Source organism: Amycolatopsis sp. NPDC049691, from assembly GCF_040675005.1.
Taxonomy (GTDB): domain Bacteria; phylum Actinomycetota; class Actinomycetes; order Mycobacteriales; family Pseudonocardiaceae; genus Amycolatopsis.
Genome location: NZ_JBFANX010000012.1, coordinates 47,447 through 68,584 on the forward strand (window position 1 = coordinate 47,447; position 21,138 = coordinate 68,584).

A 21,138-nucleotide genomic window follows, 5' to 3' on the forward strand; every position below is an offset into this window, starting at 1 on the left:
AACCGCGCCGGCGACAGCCGCCGCGCTCGCCACAGCCACGCCCGCGGCATTCGGCCCGGCGACAACCCCGCCAGCGACAGCCGCGCGCGCCGCAGCCGCGCCCGCGACAGCCGCCGCGCTCACTACAGCCGCGCTCGTGGCATTCAGCCCGGCGACAACGACACCACGGCCACCTGCTTCTCCCCCACCAAGCCAGCGCAGGCAAGCCCGCGAACACGGCAGGGCCCCGCGCACGGGTGCGCGGGGCCCTGCCGTGAATGTCCTACGCCCAGCGGGGGTCACCCCCTGGGGGACCCCCGTTTTCACGTTACCGCAGGGGTCCGACAGTTTCGGGTGGTCAGCTCTTCTTCGCCGCCGTGGTGCGCCGGGCCGGAGCCTTCGCGGCCGTCGTGCGCCGGGTCGTCGTGGACTTCGCGGCCGTCGTCTTCGCCGCCGTCGTCTTGGCAGCCGTGGTCTTGGCCGCCGTGGACTTCGCCGCCGTCGTCTTCGAAGCCGTGGTCGCCTTCGGAGCCGCCTTCGCGCGGGACGTGGTCGCCTTCGCGGCCGTCGCGCGCGTTGTCGTCGCCGGCTTGGCCGCCGCCGCGCGGGTCCGCGTCGTCGTCGCGCGCGTCGTCGCCGGCTTGGCCGCGGCCGCCCGCGTGGACGTCGTCGCCCGGGAAGATGTCGTAGTACGGGAAGACGCGCGCTTCACCGGCGTCGCCTTCGGCAGCTTCTTCGCGCCGGAGATGACGTCCTTGAACGTGGTTCCGGCGCGGAACGCCGGCACATTGGTCTTCTTGACCTTCACGGCCTCACCGGTACGCGGGTTGCGCGCGGTACGAGCGGCGCGGGCACGCTTCTCGAACACCCCGAAGCCGGTGATGTTGACCTTTTCGCCCTTGTTGACCGTCCGGATGATGATGTCGACCAGACCGTCGACCGCCTCGGAAGCGGCCTTCTTGTCGCCCAGGCGCTCCGTCAGCGCCTCGATCAGCTGGGCCTTGTTGGCCATTCCAGTCCTCCAAGAAGGAAGTACTCGTCCACGGCCGCGTCGGGCCGACTAGCGACACGGTATTACCAAGGCAGCACAAATTCCAAACGGTACGCGGAATCTTTCCCTTGTCCCGGGGCGGGTTCCGCCTCGCGGGAGATCCCCGCGAGGGCCGTTTGGTGTGGTGTCGCAGCCGATCGAAAAGGGGCGGAATTCCCGGCAGCGCAAGGGATTCCGCCCCTCGGACGGGCTACGGAGCGGCGACCGGGGTGGTCGTCGGCTTCCACGAGGGGCGGGCCGCCTCGAACGCGTCGATCTCACCGGCATGGCGCAACGTGAGAGCGATGTCGTCGAGGCCTTCCAGCAGCCGCCAGCGGACGTAGTCGTCGATCTGGAAGGGCGCGGTGAAGTCCTTGGCCCGCACGGTCTTGGTCTCGAGGTCGACCGTGACCTCGGTGCCCGGCTCGTTCTCCAGCAGCTTCCAGAGCAGCTCGACGTCGTGCTGCTCGCACTGGGCGGCCACGAGGCCGCCCTTGCCGGAGTTGCCGCGGAAGATGTCGGCGAACCGGGCGGAGATGACGACCCGGAAGCCGTAGTCCATCAGCGCCCAGACGGCGTGCTCGCGGGAGGACCCGGTGCCGAAGTCCGGCCCCGTGACCAGCACGCTGCCCCGCGAGAACGGCTCGGTGTTGAGGATGAAGTCCTGGTCACCGCGCCAGGCGGCGAACAGGCCGTCCTCGAACCCGGTCCGGGTCACCCGCTTGAGGTAGACCGCCGGGATGATCTGGTCGGTGTCCACGTTGGACCGGCGCAGCGGGACGCCGATGCCGGTGTGCTGGGTGAACGGTTCCATGTCGGTAGCTCCCTCGGGTGGGTCAGCGGGCGGCGGTCAGCAGGTCTTCCGGCGACGACAGCGTGCCCCGCACGGCCGTGGCGGCGGCCACGAGCGGCGAGACCAGGTGCGTCCGGCTGCCCTTGCCCTGCCGGCCCTCGAAGTTGCGGTTCGACGTCGACGCGCTGCGCTCGCCCGGCTTCAGCTGGTCCGGGTTCATGCCGAGGCACATCGAGCAGCCTGCCTGGCGCCACTCGGCGCCGGCCGCGGTGAAGACCTCGTCGAGGCCCTCCTCCTCGGCCGCCTTGCGGACCCGCATGGAGCCGGGAACCACCAGCATCCGAACCGAGTCCGCCACTTTCCGACCGCGCAGCACCTCGGCCGCGGCCCGCAGGTCCTCGATCCGGCCGTTGGTGCAGGAGCCGAGGAAAACGGTGTCGACGGCGATCTCGCGCAACGGCGTGCCGGGCTTCAAGTCCATGTAGGACAGGGCTTTTTCAGCGGCGATGCGGTCGTTCTCGTCCGCGATCTGCTCCGGGTCGGGCACGTCGGCGCCCAGCGGGAGGCCCTGGCCGGGGTTAGTGCCCCAGGTCACGAACGGCGTGAGCTCGTTCGCGTCGAGGTGCACCTCGGCGTCGAACTCGGCGCCGTCGTCGGTGCGCAGCTGCCGCCAGTTCTCCACCGCCGCGTCCCAGTCGGCGCCCTGCGGCGCGTGCGGACGGCCCTTCAGGTAGGCGAACGTCGTCTCGTCCGGCGCGATCATCCCGGCGCGGGCGCCGGCCTCGATCGACATGTTGCAGACGGTCATCCGCGCCTCCATCGAGAGCGCTTCGATGGCCTTGCCGCGGTACTCCAGGACGTAGCCCTGCCCGCCGCCGGTACCGATCTTCGCGATCACCGCGAGGATGATGTCCTTCGCCGTGACGCCGGGCCGCAGCTCGCCGTCGACGGTGATCGCCATCGTCTTGAAGGGACGCAGCGGCAGCGTCTGCGTGGCCAGCACGTGCTCGACCTCGGACGTGCCGATGCCGAAGGCGATGGCGCCGAACGCGCCGTGCGTGGAGGTGTGGCTGTCGCCGCAGACCACGGTCATCCCGGGCTGCGTCAGGCCGAGCTGCGGGCCGATGACGTGCACGATGCCCTGCTCGGCGTCACCCATCGGGTGCAACCGGACCCCGAACTCCTTGCAGTTGCGGCGAAGGGTGTCGACCTGGGTGCGCGAGACCGGATCGGCGATGGGGAGCTCGATGTCGACGGTCGGGACGTTGTGGTCCTCGGTCGCGATGGTCAGGTCGGGGCGGCGCACCGGCCGCCCGGCCAGGCGGAGGCCGTCGAAGGCCTGCGGGCTGGTCACTTCGTGCAGCAGGTGGAGGTCGATGTAGAGCAGGTCCGGCTCGGCGCCTTCACCTCGGCGCACGAGGTGGCTTTCCCACACCTTCTCCGCCAGCGTGCGGGCCTTGCCGGTCGGGCTGGTCATCTCCGGCTCCTTCCACGGTTCGTCGACGAACTCGGGCGCGCACCTGCGAATTCGGGTGCGAGCCGCGAAGGAGGGCGCAGCTCGAGTTCAGGGTTTTCCCAGATACTGGACTTCCCAAACTGCGGGACGCTAGTATCGGTTCGTGGGACAGCATAGCGGTATCGGAGTACTGGACAAAGCAGTGGCCGTCCTGCAGGCGGTCGCGGACGACCCCTGCGGCCTCGCGGAACTGTGCACGCGGACGGGCCTGCCCCGGGCCACCGCGCACCGGCTCGCGGTCGGGCTCGAGGTGCACCGGCTGCTGCGCCGCGGTCCGGACGGCCGCTGGCGTCCCGGTACGGCGCTGGCCGAGCTGGCGGGCGGTTCGACGGACCCGCTGCTCGACGCCGCGGGTGTGGTGCTGCCGAAACTGCGCGACGTCACGGGCGAAAGCGTGCAGCTCTACCGCCGCGACGGCGTCCAGCGCGTGTGCGTCGCGACCGCGGAACCGCCGTCCGGCCTGCGCGACACGGTCCCGGTGGGGTCGCGGCTGCCGATGACGGCGGGCTCGGGCGCGAAGGTCCTCGCCGCGTGGGCGGATCCGCACACGCAGCGCACGATCCTGGCCGACGCGGTCTTCGGCGAGCGGACGCTCCTGGAGGTCCGCCGCCGCGGGTGGGCGCAGTCGGTCGCCGAGCGCGAGCCCGGTGTGGCGAGCATCTCCGCGCCGGTGCGCGATTCCGCGGGCACGGTCGTGGCCGCGGTGTCGGTGTCCGGCCCGATCGAGCGCATCGGCCGCAAGCCGGGCGCGCGCTGGGCCGCGGACCTGCTCGCCGCGGCGGACGCGTTGCAGGAACGGCTCTGAAGCCGGTCAGGGTTCAGGCTTGACCGGTTTCGAAGCGCGCCACCTTGCCGTCGCGAACGGTGAACGCCCACCGCGTCCGCATGGCGCCCCACGTCGAGTTCGAGTAGTTCGCGACGAACCGCCGCCCCTCGTCCTGCGCGGTTTCCACTTCCAGGTGGCCGTCGCTGGAGAAGATCTCCTTTTCGGTCCACTCCGCCAGGTCGCGGTCGGTGCCGTCGTCGGACATCGTCGCGTCGGGCGTCAGCGCGGCCCGGAACGCTTCGCGGTCGCCCGCGTTCAGCGCGTCGACGAACGCGCGCACGGCCGGGTCTTCGATCTGTTTCGTCATGGCGTCATGGTGCACCGTTCGGGGGAACCTCGCGAAAACCGCGTATTCGGTGACGGCGGTCACGTCTCCTCCAGGACAGCACCACGGAGGGGGAACGACCATGTTGAACAGAAGGGCACTGGCGATGCTGCGGGCGGTCGGCGCCGGCCGGGCCGAGCTGACGTGCAGCTGCGAACCGGACCTGCGGGTCGACGGGCTGCCGTGCTGCGACCAGGCGACGGCGCACGAGCTGGCGCGGGCCGGCCTCATCCGGCCGGTCCGGGTGGTGGCCGTCGGGCAGTGGACGCGCGCGGAGCTCACCGACGACGGGCGGCTGGCGCTGGGCGGGACGCTCGCCGCGGCGTGACGCAACCGGCGGGGCCCCTCGCGCGTGTACTCGCAAACGGTGAGGGGACGCCATGAGGATCGTGCCGGGTTTGCTGGGGGCCTGCCTGCTGCTGACGGCGTGTTCGGGAACGGCCCCGGTGGCACCGCCGACCGTGACGGTGACGGCGCCGCCGACGCCCGCGTCCGCCGACCCCGCGACGCTCGCCTGGCTGGACGGTTTCTGCTCGGCGATCCACGACTACCGGAGGCGCACCAACGCCGAGGCGGTCCCGGGAACGTCGGAGCCGGGCTCGGTCGAGGAGGCGCAGCGGGCGCTGAGCCAGGAGCTGGGCGGCATCGCGGACCGCACGGGCGAGGTGGTCGACCGTCTGAAGACACTCCCGCCGGCGCCGGTCCCGCTGGCCGAAACGGTCCGGCAGGCGTTCGTCACGAAGTACACGACGGCCCGCGACCGGGCGCGAGACGCCAAGAAGGCCTTGGACGAGGCGAAGCCGGGTGATGCGGCTTCGCAGGATCCGGCGTGGAAGGCGTTGGAACAGGCCCAGCAGGACGTCGACGGCACTTACGACCCGGTGGCCCCGCTGGCGGAGTCCCCGGAACTGCTGACCGCGGCGGCGAGCACACCGGGCTGCAAGGCCTGAAGCGGACGCCACGCCGACCTCCGCACTCCTTGGCAGGGTTCCGGCAAAGTCGTGTCGTTGCGGGCCGCACGGATCTCGGTGGTGACCATGTGGTTGTCGAAGCCCATGATCTGTGCGAGCCCCGCTGTTGTCTCTTCTCCCCTACCTGCCGTGGTGGCCCGGTTGGCCTCCGCCGACCTTGATCAAAGTAGCTGATCTACGCGATAACCTGGCCTTGGTGCCTGCCCCCGCGGAAGCGGCGCGGAGTGCGGCACTCGCCGGGATCGGTCCTGGCGCCGGCCGCGGTCGCTGCGGGAGCACAGTCGTTCACCGCGATCGGGCAACAGGCCGCCGACACACCACAACAGGTACTGGCCCCGTCCGGCGCCCCAGCTCGGCGCCCGGTTCGAAACCCCCGCCCGCCCGGTTCGAAACCCCCGCCCTCCCTGGGGGCCTGCCCGCTTCCAGCGTATCGGCCCTCTCCGACGAAAAGCCGGGGAAAGCCACCGCGCGGCCGCACTGATCCACATCACGACCGCGCTGTGGACAACTCCGCGATGCGGCCTCCGTCAGCGGCGCACGAGCGGGGCCTGCAGCGGCAACGACCGCGACGAGTCACCCACCTGAACCGTGAACCCGCCCTTCACCGGCGTCCACGCGTGGCTCGCCGTGTCCCAGACCGAAAAGTCACGCGCGGACAGGTGGATCGTCACCCGGCGGGACTGCCCCGGCGCCAGCTCGACCCGCGAGAACCCCTTCAGCTGCCGCGGCGGTTCGCCCGCGGCCGCCGGGAAACCGAGGTACAGCTGGGCCACTTCCGCGCCCGCGCGGTGGCCGGTGTTGCGGACCGTGAACGTCGCCGTCGCGCCGTCGCCCGCCGACCGGACCGACAGCCCCGAGAACGCGAACGTCGTGTACGACAGGCCGTATCCGAACGGGAACAGCGGGGCGCGGCCCTGCGCGTCGAACCAGCGGTAGCCGACCTGCAGCCCCTCCGAGTACTGCGCGACACCGTTCACGCCGGGGAACTGCGCCGCCGTGTTCGCCGGGGTGTCCGCGTCCGCCGCCGGGAACGTGATCGGCAGCTTCGCCGACGGGTTGACGTCGCCGAACAGCACGCCCGCCACCGCGGCACCGTCCTGCTGGCCCGGGTACCACGCCTGCAGGATCGCCGGCACCGACGACGCCCACGGCATCAACACCGGGCCGCCGCTCTTCACCACGACCACCGTGTGCGGGTTCGCCGCCGCGACCGCCGCCACCAGCGCGTCCTGGTTGCCGTCCAGGGCCAGGCTCGGCCGGTCCTTGCCCTCGGTTTCGTTGTCGCCGACCATCACGACCGCGACCTCGGAACCGGCCGCCAGCGCGGCGGCCCGGGCGGGGTCGCTGCCGTCGTCCAACGTCACCGCAGCACCCGGTACCCGCGCCCGCAGCCCCGGCAACGGGTCCACTGTGGACGTCGGGATGACGGCGGAGCTGCCCCCGCCGCCGGTCTTGGCCTTGCCGGCGAACGGCCCGATCAGCGCGATCGACCGCACCGCACGGTCGTCGAGCGGGAGCTGGGCGTGCTCGTTGCGCAGCAGCACCATGCCGCGTTCGGCGAACTGCTTCGCGGCGGCGTCGTGCTCCGCGGTCGGCAGCGGGGTGAGCACCGGCGGGTGGTCGAACTGCCCGAACGCGAACATCGTGCGGAACCGCGGCAGCAGCAGCTGGTCGACGCGCTGTTCGCTCACCTGCCCGGCGAGCACGGCCTGCTTCAGCTTCTCGCCGTACCAGGTGCCGTCGATCATCTCGAGGTTCATGCCCGCGTTCGCCGAGCCGACGGTGCTGTGCGCGGCGCCCCAGTCGGACTGGACGAACCCCTTGAACCCCCAGTCGTCGCGCAGCTTGTCCTGCAGCAGCGCCGGGTTCTCGCACGTGAAGACGCCGTTGATCTTCGGGTAGGCGCACATCACCGAGCCCGCGTGGCCTTCGGTCACGGCCTGCTCGAAGTGCGGCAGGTACAGCTCGTTGAGCGTGCGCTCGTCGATGTGCTCGTCGATGCTCTGGCGCTGGGTCTCCTGGTTGTTCGCCGCGTAGTGCTTGACCTCGGCGATGGTGCCGTTCTCCTGGATGCCGCGGATGTCGGCGGCGCCCATGGCCCCGACGAGCACCGGGTCCTCGCCCATGCCTTCGAACGTCCGGCCGTTGCGCGGCACGCGGGCGATGTTGATGTCGGGCCCTTCGGACACGTTGTGCGCGAGGGCGCGGGTTTCGTCGCCGATCAGGCGGCCGTAACGGCGCGCGAGATCGGTGTCGAACGTCGACGCGAGCGCCATCGTGGCGGGCAGCGCGGTCGCCGGTTTCTGCGGTTTGTCGTCGGCCGGGCCCATCCCGGCGGGGCCGTTGGCGATCCGGAACCCGGGGACGCCGAGCCGCGGGATCGGCGGGACGAACCGCTGGTGCTGCGCGTCGGGCTGCAGGTGCAGCTGGGAGATCTTCTCGTCGAGGGTCATCGCGGCGACGAGCTCCGCGGCGCGGCGGTCGGGCGACTGGCGGGCGTCGCGCCACGGCTGCGCGTCCGCGACCGCCGTGGCCGGTGCCGCGAGCGACAACCCCAGTACCGCGGCAAGAACGAGCCGGCCGGTGCGCATCGCGGTCTCCCTCGTCGTCGAACGGGATCAACGGCGGACAAGTTAACCCATACGTGACCGCAAAACATAGACTCGATAGTCGTTCACGTACTTGAACATCGGTGCGGCTCAACCGTTTCCCCGGCTCAAGCGTGGAGGGAGTACGCAGGAGAGGGGATCGAGCATGCTGAAGAAAACACTGATCGGACTAACGGCCGCGGGGGCGGCGACACTCACGGTGGCGGCCCCGGCGGCGGCCGACGAGGTCACCTGGGGCATGACGACGGAGGTCCAGCCGGGCGGGCAGATCTACGCGCAGGTGTACGCCGGGATGGGCAACGGCTGCACGCCCGCCGGGCCGGTCACCTCGAAGGGGTTCGCCGCCCCGCTGAAGTGGAGCGAAGGGGGCAATTGGGGCAAGCACGCCGGGTACACCACGGCAATCAGGACGCCGGGCCGGTACACCGCGTCGTTCCCGTGCACGGACGGCCGGAAGGCGACGCAGTCCTTCACCATCCTGGGCACGCCGCCCACTACGCCCACTTCGAAGCCTTCTAAGCCTTCTAAGCCGACGACGACGAAGGTGGCCAAGCCGGCGAAGCCGCAGGTCACGGTCAAGCCGGCGGGCGCACCGCAAACGGGCGACGGCTCCGCGGCCTGATCCTCCACAAAGGACACCCGGGACGGGCGCGTGCCCCCAGGCAGCCGCCCCGGGGAGCCCGCCCACCCCAGAGGGCGGGCCCGGCCCGGCGGGCGGCGATCGCCCCGCCGGGCCGGTCTCAGCGGGCCGCGGCCAGCCGCAGCGCCCGATACACGAACTGCTGATCCCCCAGCCGGTGCCGCAGATCGCGCTCCAACCCCGCGATCGGGTACAGGTTCTGCGGCGCCCGCGAGTCCTTGTACTCCACCGACGCGAACCGTCCCAGCACCGCCTGCGTCAAGTTCGCCAGCGCCGCCACCTCCTCGCGCCCGAGGTGGGGCGCCGCCTCCACGCGGACCACTCCCGACCACGGTGGCCCGCCCGCCGACGGCAGCCGCAGGTACCACGAATGGCGGACCCACGTCGTCCCCATCAGGAACACCGGGGTGCGCTGGTGGGGCGTCAGCCTGCCGACCATCGCGTTGAGCTCGCCCGGCAAGTACGTCGTCTGGTGGCTCTTGATGAACCCGACCGCGCGCGACAGGTGCGTGCGGCCGCTCAGCGGGCCGTCCACCACGAGCAGGTCGCTGCCCACGTGACCCGCGATCGCCGCGCGTGCCGCCGTCGCCGTGTCCAGCTCGGCCTCGGCCAGCTGCTCCTGCAACGCCGACGACAGCACCACCGCCAGCGGCTTGTCCTCCTTGGCCGCGGCGCGGAACGCCCGGTAGACCCCCGCCGGGGTCACGATGTCGGCCGCTTCCGGGGCGACCGTGAACACCCCGCGCCGGACGTCCGTCCCCACGACGTGCGCGCGCCCGTCGCAGCAGCAGACCACCCCGGCCGCGTAGGACGCGCACAGCCCGATCGACGCCGAGTTCGTCCCGGCCGGGTCGTCGATCCAGACGCGGGCGTCGATGCGGCGGACGCCGTCGACGAACAGCACCGCGTCCGGCGGCGAAACCGGCGAAGGGTCGATCGGGGCCCATTCCTCCGTCGGCACCTCGACTTCGAGCTCGACCTCGGCACCGGATCGCGCCAGCTCCTCGGCCTCCATCGAGCTGCCGTAGCCCGGGTCCCACGAGTCGACGCTGAAGTGCATCCCGGCCACCGCCGTCATGCGCCCTCCCTGGTGATGTGCGAACCGGAGCCGTCGCGGGTGACCAGGAACCGCACCGGCACCCGCTCGGCGAGCGCCGGCACGTGCGTGATCACCCCGACCATCCGGGAGCCGGTCGCGGACAGGTTCTCCAATGTGGACGCCACGACGTCGAGGGTGGCCTCGTCCAGGGTGCCGAAGCCCTCGTCGAGGAAGATCGACTCCAGCTTGGTCGCCCCTTCCGCGGCCATCGCGCCCAGCTGCGAGGACAGCGCGAGGGCCAGCGAGAGCGACGCCTGGAACGTCTCGCCGCCGGAGAGCGTCTTCACCGGGCGGCGGGCGTCGGCCTCGTTGTGGTCCACCACCAGGAAGTCGCCCTTGTCGTGGGTCAGCTCGAACTGGCCGCCGGACAGCTCCAGCAGCGACGCCGACGCCTCGGCGACGAGCGTGTCGAGCGCACCGGCGATCAGCCAGCGCGGGAACTTGTCCGAGCGCAGCTGGTCCGCGAGCAGCCGCGCGACCTGCGCTTCGGACTCCGCGGCGGCGATGTCGCCGTGCAGGCCCGCCACGTGCGCCACGCGCCGCTTCATTTCCGTGTGGTCGGCTTCCGCGCGCGCCCGCGCGGTCGCCAGCGCGACCGGCACTCGGTCGCGCACCGGCCCCTCCGGCAGGGCGACACCCAGCGCGGTGACGTCGTCGACGACCGCGCGTTCGGCCGCCCGCAACGCTTCGGCCGCTTCGCGCTCGGCCGTCGTCGCGACGGCCAGGCGCTCGCGGTGCTCCTTCGCCTGCCCGGCCGCCCAGTCCGTGAGCGCGGTCCAGGCGCCGAGCAGGCTGTCGCCGTCGATCGGCGGCGCGCCCAGGCTCACCAAGGGGTCGCGCGCCCGCGACAGCCGCTGCCGTTCGGCGTCGACCTGCGAAGCGATGCGTGCCTGAGCCTCGGCGGCCTGCTTGGCGGCCGCGCGGGCGGTCCGCAGGTCCGCGTCCGCTTTCTTCGCGGCCGCTTCGAGTTCGGCGACCTTCGCGAGCTGCTCGGTGACGACCTCGGCGGAGGGCGCGCCCGCCACGCTCTCGGTCAGCTCGCCGTGCCGGCGCCGGGTGGTCGTGAGCGCGGTGCTCGCCGACTGCTCGGCCAGCGCCGCTTCTCCCGCTCGTTTCCGGCGTTGCTCGGCGGTCCGCTCGGCGGAGGCGAGGTCGTCGGCCGCGACGACGGCTTCCTTGCCCGCGGCTTCGGCGGCTGCTTCCAGCGCGGCCAGCGCCGTCCGCCGGGCTTCCAGGGTGGCCGCCGCCCACGCGGTGAGCCGCTGCCAGCCCGCCGGGACGTCGCCGTCGTCGACCGCGGGCGCGCCCAGCTCCACCAGCGGGTCGCGCGCCGCCCGCAGTGCTTCCCTGGCCGCCGCGAAGGACTTCTCGACGGCGTCGGCCTCCTTCTGCGCCGCCGTGCGGTCGGCGCGGGCCGCCGCCAGTTCCTGGTCGGCGGCGTGTGCGGCCTCGGCGACCCGGGCGCGGCCGTCGATCGTCGCCGACAGCCACTCTCCCCGCTCGCGCACGGCCGTGACGAGGTCCGCGTAGTCCTGCTCGGAAAAGGACGTCTCGACCGGCCGCCGCAGTACCGGCGACTCGGGTGGGCCGTCGACGTCGGCCAGCACCGCCCGCAGTTCTTCCGCCTGCGCGGCCGCCGACGCGGCCGAGTCGGCGTCGCGGTCCACCGCGCGCTCCAGCTTGCGCAGCGCGGACTCGGCGGCGGCACGTTCGCGTTCGGCGCGCTCGAGGCGCTCCCCCGCTTCGGCCAGGTGGGCGTGGCCGCCGGCGTCAGGCAGCGTCGCGACTTCCTGCTCGCAGACCGGGCACGGGTGCCCGACGGCGAGCCCGGCCCGCAGCGTCAGCGCCTGCCCGGCCCGTTCGGCTTCGGTCACCGCCGTCTTCGCCGCGGCGACTTCGGCGTCGGCGCGGGCGAAGGCGGTTCGCGCCGCTTCGAGTTCCGTCCGGCGCGCGGCCTGCTCGGGCGCGGCTTTCCGTTGCGCGTCGCACACCGTGTAGAGCGTGCGGGCGTCGGAGCGGGCCGCCGCGAGCGGCGCCACGTCCGGCTGCGCGGCCAGCGCCGCGCGCGCTTCGGCGTCGGCGGTCTCGGCGGTGCGCAGGCGGGCGTCGGCGTCCGCCGTGCGCTTCGCCACCCGCGCGGCTTCCTTCGCCAGGTCACCGAGATCTTCCGGCGGTCGCAGCCCGGCCAGCCGGTCGCGGTCCTGCCGGGCGCGCGCCGCTTCGGCGGCCGCGTTCTCGGCCGCCCGCGCGGTCGTGTCCCGCGTCTGGCGCGCGACGTCGACCGCCGCCACGGCCTCCGTCACCGCCGCGGCGGCGGCCGTCTTCGCCGCCGCCGCCGTTTTCGCGGCTTCTTCCAGGTCCGGGAGCGCCTTTTCGGCTTCGGCGAGCTCCGTGCGGGCGGCGCGGATCCGTTCCAGCTCGGCGCGGGCAGGAGCCGCCGCGAGCGCGGCACGGGCCGCCTCGTCCGCCGTTTCGGCCGTCTCCAGCCCGGTTCGCGCCGTGCTCGCCGCGTCCGCCGCGGCGCGCCGCCGGGTTTCGAGGTCTTCGACGCCTTCGGGGCGTTCCAGCGCGTCGAGGACGCCCAGTTCCTTCGTCAGCGTCGCGACGCTTTGCCGGGCTTCGTCGTGCGCGCGGGTCGCGTCGGTGAGCCCCGGCAGGGCCGCGGACACGCGCGCGTCCAGGTCCGCGAGCGCCGTCATCCGCGCGGCCAGCTCTCCGACGGCTTCCTCGGTGGCGTCGGCGTAGCTGCCGAGCTGCTCGGTGAGGACGGCGGCGCGCTGCTTCTGCTGCTCGGCCGTCACGCCGGCGCGGCGCCCGATCCGCTCGTAGACCTCCAGGCCCAGCAGCTTGATGAGGATCTTCTGCCGGTCGGCGGCCTTCGCGTGCAGGAACTCGGCGAAGTCGCCCTGGGGCAGCGCCACGCAGGTGCAGAAGTGCTTGAACGTCAACCCGAGCAGCCGCTCGACGGCCGGGGTGACCTCGGAGTCCGCGGCGACCGGGTCGGCGTCGTCCTCCGGCCCGCCGAGCGCGGTCGGGTCGACGAGCCGTTCCAGGCGCACGTTCTTGACGCTGACCGTGGGTTTCTTCCCGCCGCTGCGCCGGACTTCGCGCACGACGTGGTAGCGCGCGCCGCCGGCGTCGAACACCAGCCGCACGGTCGCGCGGTTCGCCGTCGGCGCGAGGGCGGGCGCGACGAGCCCTTCGTGGTCCCAGCGGGCGACGGAACCGTAGAGGGCGAAGGTGAGCGCGTCGATGACCGTGCTCTTGCCGGCGCCGGTCGGCCCGACGAGCGCGAAGTAGTCCGTGTCCTCGAAGCTGACTTCGGTCTTGTCGCGAAACGACGCGAAGCCGGTCATCTCCAGCAGCACAGGCCGCATGTCACACCCCGCTCGTCTCTTCGTCGTGCAGCCGCGCGAAGAGCGACTGGACCCGCTTGTCCTCGATCGTCCGTTCCTCGCAGTAGGACGCGAACAGCTCCCCCGGCGAACGGTCCGCGACCGCGCGGTCGCCGCCCGCCGTCGTCACGGGTGCGGCGAACTCCGGGTCGATGCGGATCTCCAGGGCGTTCGGCAGGGCTTCCTGGATCTCCTCGCGCAGGCCGGCCCTGGTCGCTTCGCGGACGTAGACGCGGAGGTAGTCCTCGCCGAACTCCTCTTTGCGGCCGGTCAGCTCCGCCACCGTGCCGTGGACGGTCCGCAGCCGGCGCCCCTTGGTCATCGGGATTTCGGTGATCTTCGCCGGCGTCGTCGGCGTGACCTCGACGGCCAGGACCACGCTCTTGTTGTCCTGCTCGCCGAAGTCGACGGCGAACGGCGAACCGCTGTAGTGCACCGGGCAGGCGGCGGGCAGGGACTGGCGCCGGTGCAGGTGGCCGAGCGCGACGTAGTGCGGGTCGGCGCCGAACGCCGTGGCCGGCACGTGGTACTCGAAGATGGACTGCGCCGCGCGCTCGCCCCCGCCCATCGTCCCGCCGGTCACCGTCAGGTGCGCCATGACGAGGTTGACCGCGCCGGCGGAGAACCCGGTCTTGAGGTGCTCCAGGATGTCGCGCACGCGCTGGTCGTACTGGCCGACGTTGTCCGCCGGGGTCCCGGTGAGCAGCTCGGCGGCGCGGACCGCGTAGCGCTGGGAAAGGAACGGCAGCACGGCGATGTTGACGCGCTCACCGGTCGACCGGGCGTCGAACGAGAAGACGCCGCCGTCGTGGACCGGGCGCGGATCGCCCGTGAGCTGGATGCCCGCCGCCTTCAGCAGCGGCCGGTACGCCTCGAACGTCGCGGCGTGGTCGTGGTTCCCGGCGATCGCGACGACCTCGGCACCGGTTTCGCGCAGCGCCATCAGGGCCCGCACCACGAGCTCCTGCGCGGCCGCGGACGGCGCCGACGTCTCGTAGAGGTCACCCGCGACGAGGACGGCGTCGAACTGCTCGTCCCGCGCGATCCGGACGATTTCGCCGAGCACCGCACGCTGCTCGTCCAGGCGGTTGCGCCCCTTGAGGGTCTTGCCGACGTGCCAGTCGGAGGTGTGCAGGAACTTCACACTCGGTCCTTCCGTTGGGGTGTCGGGCGGCGGGCTCAGAACGGCGGCGGGTCGTCGCCGAACGGGTCGCTGCCGCGCGTCGGCAGGCCGGCGAAGGGATCGGACTTCTTCGACGACCGGGTCGTCGACGGGATCTGCCCGGCCTCGGAAAGCCGCGTGGCCCAGGCCGGGAACGGGAAGCCGACCGCGATCGGCACCGGGATCTCCGGCTGGCTCACGAACATCGTGCCCGGTGTCGCCAGCGTCGCGCGGACCCGCTGGCTGGCCGGGAGAAAGCCGTACTCGGGGCGCGAGGCCTCGGCGGCGTCGAGGCGGCCGACGATCCGCACCGAGCTGTTGCTGACGATCCGGCGCTCGACCTCGGAAGCGGTCTGCTGCGCGCCGATCAGGATGACGCCGAGGGAGCGGCCGCGCTCGGCGATGTCGAGCAGCACTTCCTTGATGGGGCTGCTGCCTTCGCGCGGGGCGTACTTGTTGAGCTCGTCCAGCATGGTGAACAGCAGCCCGCCCGGGCCGGCGGCTTCCTTGCGCGCGGTCTCCGCGGCGAGCGTGACACCGACGACGAACCGCTGCGCGCGCTCGACGAGGTTGTGGATGTCCACGACGGTCACCTGCTGGTTCTCCGTGGACAGCTTGCGGGCGGGGTGATCGGCGAGATCGCCGCGGATGAGGCCGTTGAGCGCGCGCTGGCTGGAGCGCAGGCGGCGGATGAAGGCGTTGACCGTGCCGGCGCCGGTGACGGCACCCGCCCAGCTCGCGCGGGTTTCCTCGTCGGTGACGCGCTCGCAGATGACGTCGATGAGCTCGGCGTAGGTGCGGCAGAGAACGCCGTCGACGTTCGCGGCGCCGTCCTTGCCCGCGGGGGTGCTGTCCAGCCGCAGGCGGTTCGCGACCTGGTGGATGACCATCGTGTACTGGTTGCGCTCGTCCTCGGCGTCGGCGAAGACGTACGGCAGCAGGTCGTTCGCGCAGAACTCCGCGATGGTCCACCAGAAGGCGCCGACCCCGGAGGTGCGCCCGGTGACGTAAGGCTTCCCGGTGGTGTCCGACGGCGTCGGCGGCGCGTAGAAGCCGACCGAGGCGAAAGGCTCGGCGGGCAGGCCCAGCTTGAGGTATTCGTCCCTGAGCTTCTCGTCGAGGTGGATGTTGGGGGTGTCGAGGAACAGCAGGTCCTCGCCCTTGACGGAGAAGACGAGGGCCTTGGCGTTGTGGGCGTTCGGCAGGGCGCCGCCGCGGAAGATCGAGTGCAGCAGGAACAACGCGAACGACGTCTTGGTGGCGACGCCCGAGACGCCGGAGATGCTGACGTGCGCGCCGCGGGTGCCGTCGAGGAAGTCCATGTTGAGGTAGACGGGTTCGCCGTCCCGGCCGAGGCCGACCGCCACCTGGCGGGTCATGTTGTCGAAGTACAGCGCCTGAGCGCGATCCTCCCCCACGGCGCGCTCGACCTGGCTGCCCGGCCGCGGCGGCACGTAGCACTCGGGCTCGACGCGGGTGGTGGCGATCTCGGCGATCTCCTGCACCTGCGCGGGCAGGACGCCGTCGGAGATCAGGAAGACGTCACTGCCGAAGCTGGCACCTTCGTGCCGCGCGCTCACCTGCGTGACGACGCCGTAGGAGGTGACTTCGCCGAGGCCCGGGAGCTGCCTGCGGGTGACGACGACGTCATCGAGCTGCAGGTAGGCCTCCGGATCGATGGCCACGTGGAACTGCAGTGGCGTCGAGTCCTCGGTCCCGGCCACCCGGCCGACCACGGTGGTGAGCGTCTCCTGGTCCACGGTTCTCCCTGTCCGCCCGGGTCTTCCTCCCGCGGCAGACTAGCCCGCCGGACCGACAGTCCCGCGCCCAACACGGCGTTGTGCGTGCTGGGTACCCGAGACGTCACGCTGGGCCGAACGAGTGAGTTCACCCTACGGGGAAGATCTTTTGTCACCGCAGGCCTTTTCCGTCACTTACGGACATGAGCGTGACGCCCCACCGGCGCCCGAACATCCGGATCCGGCGTGGCGGACGGCCCTCGTGAATCGGACCGTGCGTTGGCGGAGCGAGCGATGAGTCTCCGCAAGCTCTATTACGTCGATCTCGCCAAGTTCGCTGTGAAGCTGGGCACCTCGGTCCTGGACGCACAGGCGTTCGCGGACGACGCGGTCGCCGAACTGGTCGTGCGCCCCCTGAAGCACCCCGGTCAGGATCCGGTCCGGAACGAGCGCGCATGGCTCTACCGGACGGTGCGGCAGATGGTGCTGAGCGCGCGGCGCCACCAGCAGCGGTTCGACGGCACGGATGTCCACCAGCCCGACGACCGCTTGTGCCAGACGACGTGGGGTTCACCCGACCTGCACTTCGAGGCAGTGGAGACGCGGCATCTCGGTTGCCGCGGCCAAGCAGAGGGTGTCCCGGGGCCGCAGGCGGTTGCTGTCGAAACTCGAAGCGAGGGACCGATGATCAGCCCGCGACACGACGACGAGCTCACCCGGCGCCTGGCCGTCGCGGACGACTACCTCGACAGCCTCTTCGCCCCTGACCTGGACAACGAGGCACGCACGGAACCCTTCCGGCGGAGGGTGGTGCGGCAGGCCGTTGCCCTGCACCCGGTCGCGGTGCCGGTCACCGTCGGGACGTCCGCCGGCTCGATCACCATCCTCGACGGACCGCCGATCGCCGCCGCGGTCGAAGGGGATCCTCAGGCAGTGGAGCGGCTGCTCGCGGCCATCCGGCCCTTGGTGGTGCGGTACTGCCGCGCCCGGGTCGGCAGGCGGGAGCGGTCGTTCGCCTCCGCGGACGACGTCGCGCAGGAAGTGTGCCTGGCGGTGCTCACGGCGTTGCCTTCGTACCGCGACCAAGGCCGCCCGTTCCTGGCGTTCGTCTACGGGATCGCCCAGCACAAGGTGGCCGACGCTCACCGCGAGAGCTGGCTGAGCGGATGTCCCAGTTGTTGCGGGTGCTGCCGGACAAACAGCGGGAGATCGTGGTGCTGCGTGTGGTCGTCGGCCTGTCCGCCGAAGAAGTCGCCGACGCCGTGGGGTCCACTCCCGGGGCCGTTCGTGTTGCCCAGCACCGCGCCCTCGCGCGGTTGAGGAAGGTCCTGACAGCGGCGGAGGTGATCTGAGTGGGCAGGCGCGAACCCGGGCTCCGCCAGGCGGTTCACCGGTCGATCGTGGTGGTCGACGTCTCCGGGTACGGGGACGCTCGCCGGACCAGCGGCCACCGGCTGGTCGTGCGGCACGCGCTGTATCAGGCCCTGCGGCGGGCTTTCGCCGACTCGGGCCTGCCCTGGAAGGACTGCCGGCACGTCGACTGCGGTGACGGCGTCCTGGTCCTGGTGCCGCCCGGAACACCCAAAGGGCCCATCGCGGCCTCCCTGCCACGCGCGCTGGTTCGCAGGCTGCAGCACCACAACGCCCGGCACCGGGCCGAGGAACAGCTGCGGCTGCGGATGGCCCTGCACGCCGGAGAGGTCGTCCACGACGAGTTCGGGGTTACGGCCCCTTCGATCAACCATGCCTTCCGGCTGCTGGAAGCGGCGCAGGTGAAGGCCGCCTTGCTGACCTCACCGGGGCCGCTCGCCGTGATCACTTCCGCCTGGTTCCACGACGAAGTCGTCCGGCAGACACCGTCGGTCGACGCGGCCGCGTTCCGCCCCGTCGAAGTCGCCGTCAAGGAGACCCGCGCGATCGGCTGGCTGACTCTCCCGGGATCCCCGGCGGTGCCCGGGCAAGCCTGATCCGGGGGTCGCCGGCGGGTCCGGGAACCCCCGCCGCTGCGCGGGATCGGGCTCGGCGTGGCCCCAACCACACGCCGGGAGGCCCCCGTACCGGCGTGTCGCGCAAAAAGTCGCCCGAAGGGCCCCGGGTCCTATATGGACGACCACAGTGGACGGCACCGGTACCATGTTTTGCCTGCTCAGGGCCATGGTCGAAGTCCGGTTTCCATTCCGGGTCCTGTCTCACGGACGTCCCTCGGGAGGCGGAACCAGCGCCCTCGCAAGGAAATATTTCGACCCCCGGTTGGATTTTGTGCGGTATTGGTAATACCGTGTGCAGTGTCGGCCGAGATGGGCCGTGACTAGTAGTTCCACTATGGAGGACTGGAATGACGAACAAGGCCCAGCTGATCGAGGCGCTGTCGGAGCGTCTGGGCGACAAGAAGGTGGCTTCGCAGGCCGTTGACGGTCTCGTCGACATCATCATCCGGACGGTCAACAAGGGCGAAAAGGTCAACATCACCGGCTTCGGGGTGTTCGAGAAGCGCGCCCGCGCCGCCCGCACCGCCCGGAACCCGCGCACCGGCGAGGCCGTGCGCGTCAAGAAGACCAACGTGCCCGCCTTCCGCGCCGGCACCACCTTCAAGGACGTCATCTCCGGCACCAAGAAGCTGCCGAAGGCCACGCCGGTCAAGCGCGCCACCGCGGCGACGACGACCCGGGCGACCGCCACCAAGGCCGCCACCCCGGCCAAGGCCACCACCACCCGCACCACGCGCGCCGCTGCCGCCAAGCCGGCCACCACGCGTTCGACGACCACCCGGACCCGCGCCACCGCGGCGAAGCCGGCCGCCAAGGCCACCGCCACCAAGGCGGCCCCGAAGACCGCGGCGAAGACCACCGCGGCCAAGGCCACCACCGCGAAGGCGACGACCACGCGGGCGAAGGCCGCCGCCAAGCCGGCCGCGACCAAGACCGCCGCCGCCGCGAAGAAGACCACGGCCGCCAAGGCCCCGGCCAAGCGCACGTCCGCCGCCAAGAAGAAGTAACTCCCGCTTCACCCCGGAAGGGCCCCGCGCCGGCTGGTGCGGGGCCCTTCGGCGTTCCGGGGAAAACAGCGTTCAACGGCCTGCGGCGGCAAAGGCGGAACCGGTCCCGGGCACCCGATCACCACACAGCGGGCGGGGAGCGGAAGAATTTCACCACCCGCACGCCGTCTCGCCGCCCAGGCGACCGCAGCGCCGACTGGACCGCACGAAGCCCCAGCAGTGCCCGGCGCGCGATTCCCCGCCCGCTTTCGCAATAGCCCCGAAAGAATCGATCTGGCACGCCGACGGTTGCCGTCCCGCCGGACGGGTAACCCCACATCACGGAATTGCCCCCGGCAAGGAGTTGTGATGGCGGCGAACGAGAACCACGACAACCCCGAAGACCTCGCCCGCTCGCGGCGGCACATCGAAGAGGCCAAAGAGGCCGCCGCGAAAGCCGAGCTGGCGGATCCCGTCGAAGAGAAGGCCGACGAGGCCCTCGAGACGGACCCGCCCTACCACCACGGCGAGCAGGGCACGACGCCGTCCGGCAACTAGTACCGCGGAAGCGGCCCGCTGCCCGTCCATTCAGGACCGCCGAATCACGGGAAGTCCCCGGGAAATTGCCGTACCGATCCCCGGGTGGATACACTCCACCTGAGAACGTCGGTCATTGTGCAACTTGTCACACGTCACGTTCCCCGGACGCACATCCAGCTTGAGGAGCATTCCCGTGGCCCAGAAAGTCCTCGTCGAGATCCTGGACGACATCGACGGCAGCACCGCTGCCCAGACCGTTCAGTTCGGCCTCGACGGCGTCACCTACGAAATCGACCTTTCGGACGACAACGCCGCCGCCCTCCGCGACGAACTCGCCCGTTACATCGCGGCCGGCCGGCGCATCGGCGGCCGCAAGGTGCGCGTCGCCACCGGGCAGTCGACCACGACGAGCACCACCGACCGCGAGCGCAACCAGCAGATCCGCGCCTGGGCGAACGCGAACGGCTACGAGGTCTCCGAGCGCGGCCGCCTGTCGTCCGAGGTGATCGCGGCCTACGAGCAGGCCCAGGTGGCCGAGGCCGAGACCCCGGCGGCGCCGCGCAAGCGCGCCCCGCGCAAGAAGGTCGCCGCCGCCAAGAAGTAAGGCGGTGGCCGCGAGATCACTGGGGAGAGATCGAGACGCGCGGCCCGTTGGCGGCAAGGACGACCCGTCCTCGCCGCCAACGGAGGCCATACCCGCCCGCTGAGGCGGATGACGGCCCGCGCTCGTCACCGCTGCGACGGCCCCCGCTGGATGCGCACCCTCGACCACTGGTGCCCCGCACAGGCGACGCCGACGTGGTGGGTCACGGCCCAGACGTCCCGGTCGACGAAGATCTCGGCGGAGAAGGTGGAGCATTCGCCGGGATCGATGGCCGTCACCTTGCGACGGCGGCCCGCGCGGACGATGTCGTCCTCCCAGCGCGCCACCTCGCTCTCGACGATCCGGCCGTCGAGATAGCGGTACTTGAGCTTCGCGGTGACTTCGGGAGCCCAGACGGTGCTGTTGCCGATGTTCTTCACGGAGACCGTCAGCAGGCCGAGAGATGCTTCGTGCGGGCCGTCGACCATCGTCACTTCGCTGTCCAGCTCGAGCCGCAGGGTGAACGTGCGGCCCCGGAAGAACCGGTAGTAGGCCAAGACCCCGGTCACCACCACGGTCACCGTGGTGCAGATGCTGCCGACCGCGGCGAGGGTGTCTTTGCCCGCCCCCAGCCGGCTCGGGTTGATCAGCCCGAGCTTGGTCAGGTACGCGAGGCCGAGCAGGACCACCGCGACGAGCAGGACAGGAATCGCCCACAGGCGGATCCGGTCGAACTTCGACATGTCAGGTGAACAACCCGATCAGCAACGCGACGACGCCGATGAGCAGTATGCAGACGATGAGCAGCGAAGGCAGGACACTGGCCTTCCTCGCCGGCGAAAGGGGCGCACTCATCGCGTTCATACGCCTCCGCTCGCTGCCCTTGTCGTGATCCGGTGCGGGGGACATCGCGGACTCCTTTCGTACGCCGGGGGCGGTCAGGACAGGAGAAGGGCG

The 21,138-nt window shown here is 71.7% G+C and carries 18 protein-coding genes and 1 pseudogene; 9 read left to right on the top strand and 10 right to left on the bottom strand.

Annotated elements, in window-relative coordinates; genetic code table 11:
* Positions 1 to 337: 337 nt before the first annotated feature.
* The 3 genes from AB0J40_RS26195 to leuC form a co-directional block, all read right to left on the bottom strand.
* Positions 338 to 991: an HU family DNA-binding protein gene (locus AB0J40_RS26195; protein ID WP_364457401.1), complete on the bottom strand. Its 654-nt coding sequence runs from the start codon at positions 989 to 991 to the stop codon at positions 338 to 340.
* 229 nt (positions 992 to 1,220) lie between these two features.
* On the bottom strand, positions 1,221 to 1,823 hold the full coding sequence (leuD, locus tag AB0J40_RS26200) for a 3-isopropylmalate dehydratase small subunit (protein ID WP_364457403.1): 603 nt from the start codon (positions 1,821 to 1,823) through the stop codon (positions 1,221 to 1,223).
* A 22-nt stretch (positions 1,824 to 1,845) separates the two neighbouring features.
* Positions 1,846 to 3,279, bottom strand: a complete 1,434-nt coding sequence (gene leuC, locus AB0J40_RS26205) for a 3-isopropylmalate dehydratase large subunit (protein WP_364457405.1) — start codon at positions 3,277 to 3,279, stop codon at positions 1,846 to 1,848.
* Positions 3,280 to 3,421: 142 nt separating this feature from the next.
* Here leuC and AB0J40_RS26210 point away from each other — a divergent pair, with 142 nt between their 5' ends.
* Entirely contained in the window at positions 3,422 to 4,123 is a 702-nt protein-coding gene (locus AB0J40_RS26210; protein ID WP_051183801.1) for an IclR family transcriptional regulator, read from the top strand.
* A 13-nt stretch (positions 4,124 to 4,136) separates the two neighbouring features.
* Here the strand turns inward: AB0J40_RS26210 and AB0J40_RS26215 are convergent, their stop codons facing one another.
* Complete coding sequence (locus AB0J40_RS26215) at positions 4,137 to 4,451, bottom strand: nuclear transport factor 2 family protein (RefSeq protein WP_364457407.1); 315 nt, start codon at positions 4,449 to 4,451, stop codon at positions 4,137 to 4,139.
* Between the two features lie 100 nt (positions 4,452 to 4,551).
* On the opposite strand from AB0J40_RS26215, the gene AB0J40_RS26220 reads away from it, so the two are divergent.
* Positions 4,552 to 4,797: a hypothetical protein gene (locus AB0J40_RS26220; protein ID WP_364457409.1), complete on the top strand. Its 246-nt coding sequence runs from the start codon at positions 4,552 to 4,554 to the stop codon at positions 4,795 to 4,797.
* Positions 4,798 to 4,849: 52 nt separating this feature from the next.
* Positions 4,850 to 5,419: a hypothetical protein gene (locus AB0J40_RS26225; RefSeq protein ID WP_364457411.1), complete on the top strand. Its 570-nt coding sequence runs from the start codon at positions 4,850 to 4,852 to the stop codon at positions 5,417 to 5,419.
* Between the two features lie 548 nt (positions 5,420 to 5,967).
* Here AB0J40_RS26225 and AB0J40_RS26230 read toward each other — a convergent pair.
* Positions 5,968 to 8,031 carry a glycoside hydrolase family 3 C-terminal domain-containing protein gene (locus AB0J40_RS26230; RefSeq protein WP_364457413.1) on the bottom strand — a complete coding sequence of 688 codons (2,064 nt, stop codon included), beginning with the start codon at positions 8,029 to 8,031 and terminating at the stop codon, positions 5,968 to 5,970.
* Between the two features lie 163 nt (positions 8,032 to 8,194).
* On the opposite strand from AB0J40_RS26230, the gene AB0J40_RS26235 reads away from it, so the two are divergent.
* Positions 8,195 to 8,671, top strand: a complete 477-nt coding sequence (locus tag AB0J40_RS26235; RefSeq protein ID WP_364457415.1) for a hypothetical protein — start codon at positions 8,195 to 8,197, stop codon at positions 8,669 to 8,671.
* A 118-nt stretch (positions 8,672 to 8,789) separates the two neighbouring features.
* Here AB0J40_RS26235 and AB0J40_RS26240 read toward each other — a convergent pair whose 3' ends face one another.
* The 4 genes from AB0J40_RS26240 to AB0J40_RS26255 are packed head-to-tail and all read right to left on the bottom strand — an operon-like array spanning position 8,790 to position 16,105.
* Positions 8,790 to 9,767 (bottom strand): hypothetical protein, encoded by a 978-nt coding sequence (locus AB0J40_RS26240; protein ID WP_364457417.1) that lies wholly within the window; start codon positions 9,765 to 9,767, stop codon positions 8,790 to 8,792.
* Positions 9,764 to 13,165 (bottom strand): SMC family ATPase, encoded by a 3,402-nt coding sequence (locus AB0J40_RS26245; RefSeq protein ID WP_364457419.1) that lies wholly within the window; start codon positions 13,163 to 13,165, stop codon positions 9,764 to 9,766. The genes AB0J40_RS26240 and AB0J40_RS26245 overlap by 4 nt, the downstream gene beginning before the upstream one ends.
* 1 nt (position 13,166) lies before the next feature.
* Entirely contained in the window at positions 13,167 to 14,327 is a 1,161-nt protein-coding gene (locus tag AB0J40_RS26250) for an exonuclease SbcCD subunit D (protein ID WP_364457421.1), read from the bottom strand.
* Between the two features lie 35 nt (positions 14,328 to 14,362).
* A complete protein-coding gene (locus AB0J40_RS26255; RefSeq protein WP_364457423.1) occupies positions 14,363 to 16,105 on the bottom strand; it encodes an ATP-binding protein in 1,743 nt (580 codons plus the stop codon).
* 861 nt (positions 16,106 to 16,966) lie between these two features.
* Here AB0J40_RS26255 and AB0J40_RS26260 point away from each other — a divergent pair.
* From AB0J40_RS26260 to AB0J40_RS26280, 5 genes and pseudogenes are all read left to right on the top strand, one after another.
* Positions 16,967 to 17,436, top strand: a pseudogene (locus tag AB0J40_RS26260) (sigma-70 family RNA polymerase sigma factor).
* Positions 17,437 to 18,051 carry a hypothetical protein gene (locus AB0J40_RS26265; RefSeq protein ID WP_364457425.1) on the top strand — a complete coding sequence of 205 codons (615 nt, stop codon included), beginning with the start codon at positions 17,437 to 17,439 and terminating at the stop codon, positions 18,049 to 18,051.
* 368 nt (positions 18,052 to 18,419) lie between these two features.
* The gene (locus tag AB0J40_RS26270) at positions 18,420 to 19,079 is read left to right on the top strand and encodes an HU family DNA-binding protein (protein WP_364457427.1); all 660 of its coding nucleotides are present in this window, start codon (positions 18,420 to 18,422) and stop codon (positions 19,077 to 19,079) included.
* A gap of 348 nt (positions 19,080 to 19,427) precedes the next feature.
* Positions 19,428 to 19,616, top strand: coding sequence for a hypothetical protein (locus tag AB0J40_RS26275; protein ID WP_364457429.1), 189 nt, complete (start codon positions 19,428 to 19,430; stop codon positions 19,614 to 19,616).
* A gap of 175 nt (positions 19,617 to 19,791) precedes the next feature.
* On the top strand, positions 19,792 to 20,202 hold the full coding sequence (locus tag AB0J40_RS26280) for an Lsr2 family protein (protein ID WP_364457431.1): 411 nt from the start codon (positions 19,792 to 19,794) through the stop codon (positions 20,200 to 20,202).
* Between the two features lie 125 nt (positions 20,203 to 20,327).
* Here AB0J40_RS26280 and AB0J40_RS26285 read toward each other — a convergent pair whose 3' ends face one another.
* Complete coding sequence (locus AB0J40_RS26285) at positions 20,328 to 20,924, bottom strand: hypothetical protein (protein ID WP_364457433.1); 597 nt, start codon at positions 20,922 to 20,924, stop codon at positions 20,328 to 20,330.
* Positions 20,925 to 21,138 lie beyond the last annotated feature (214 nt).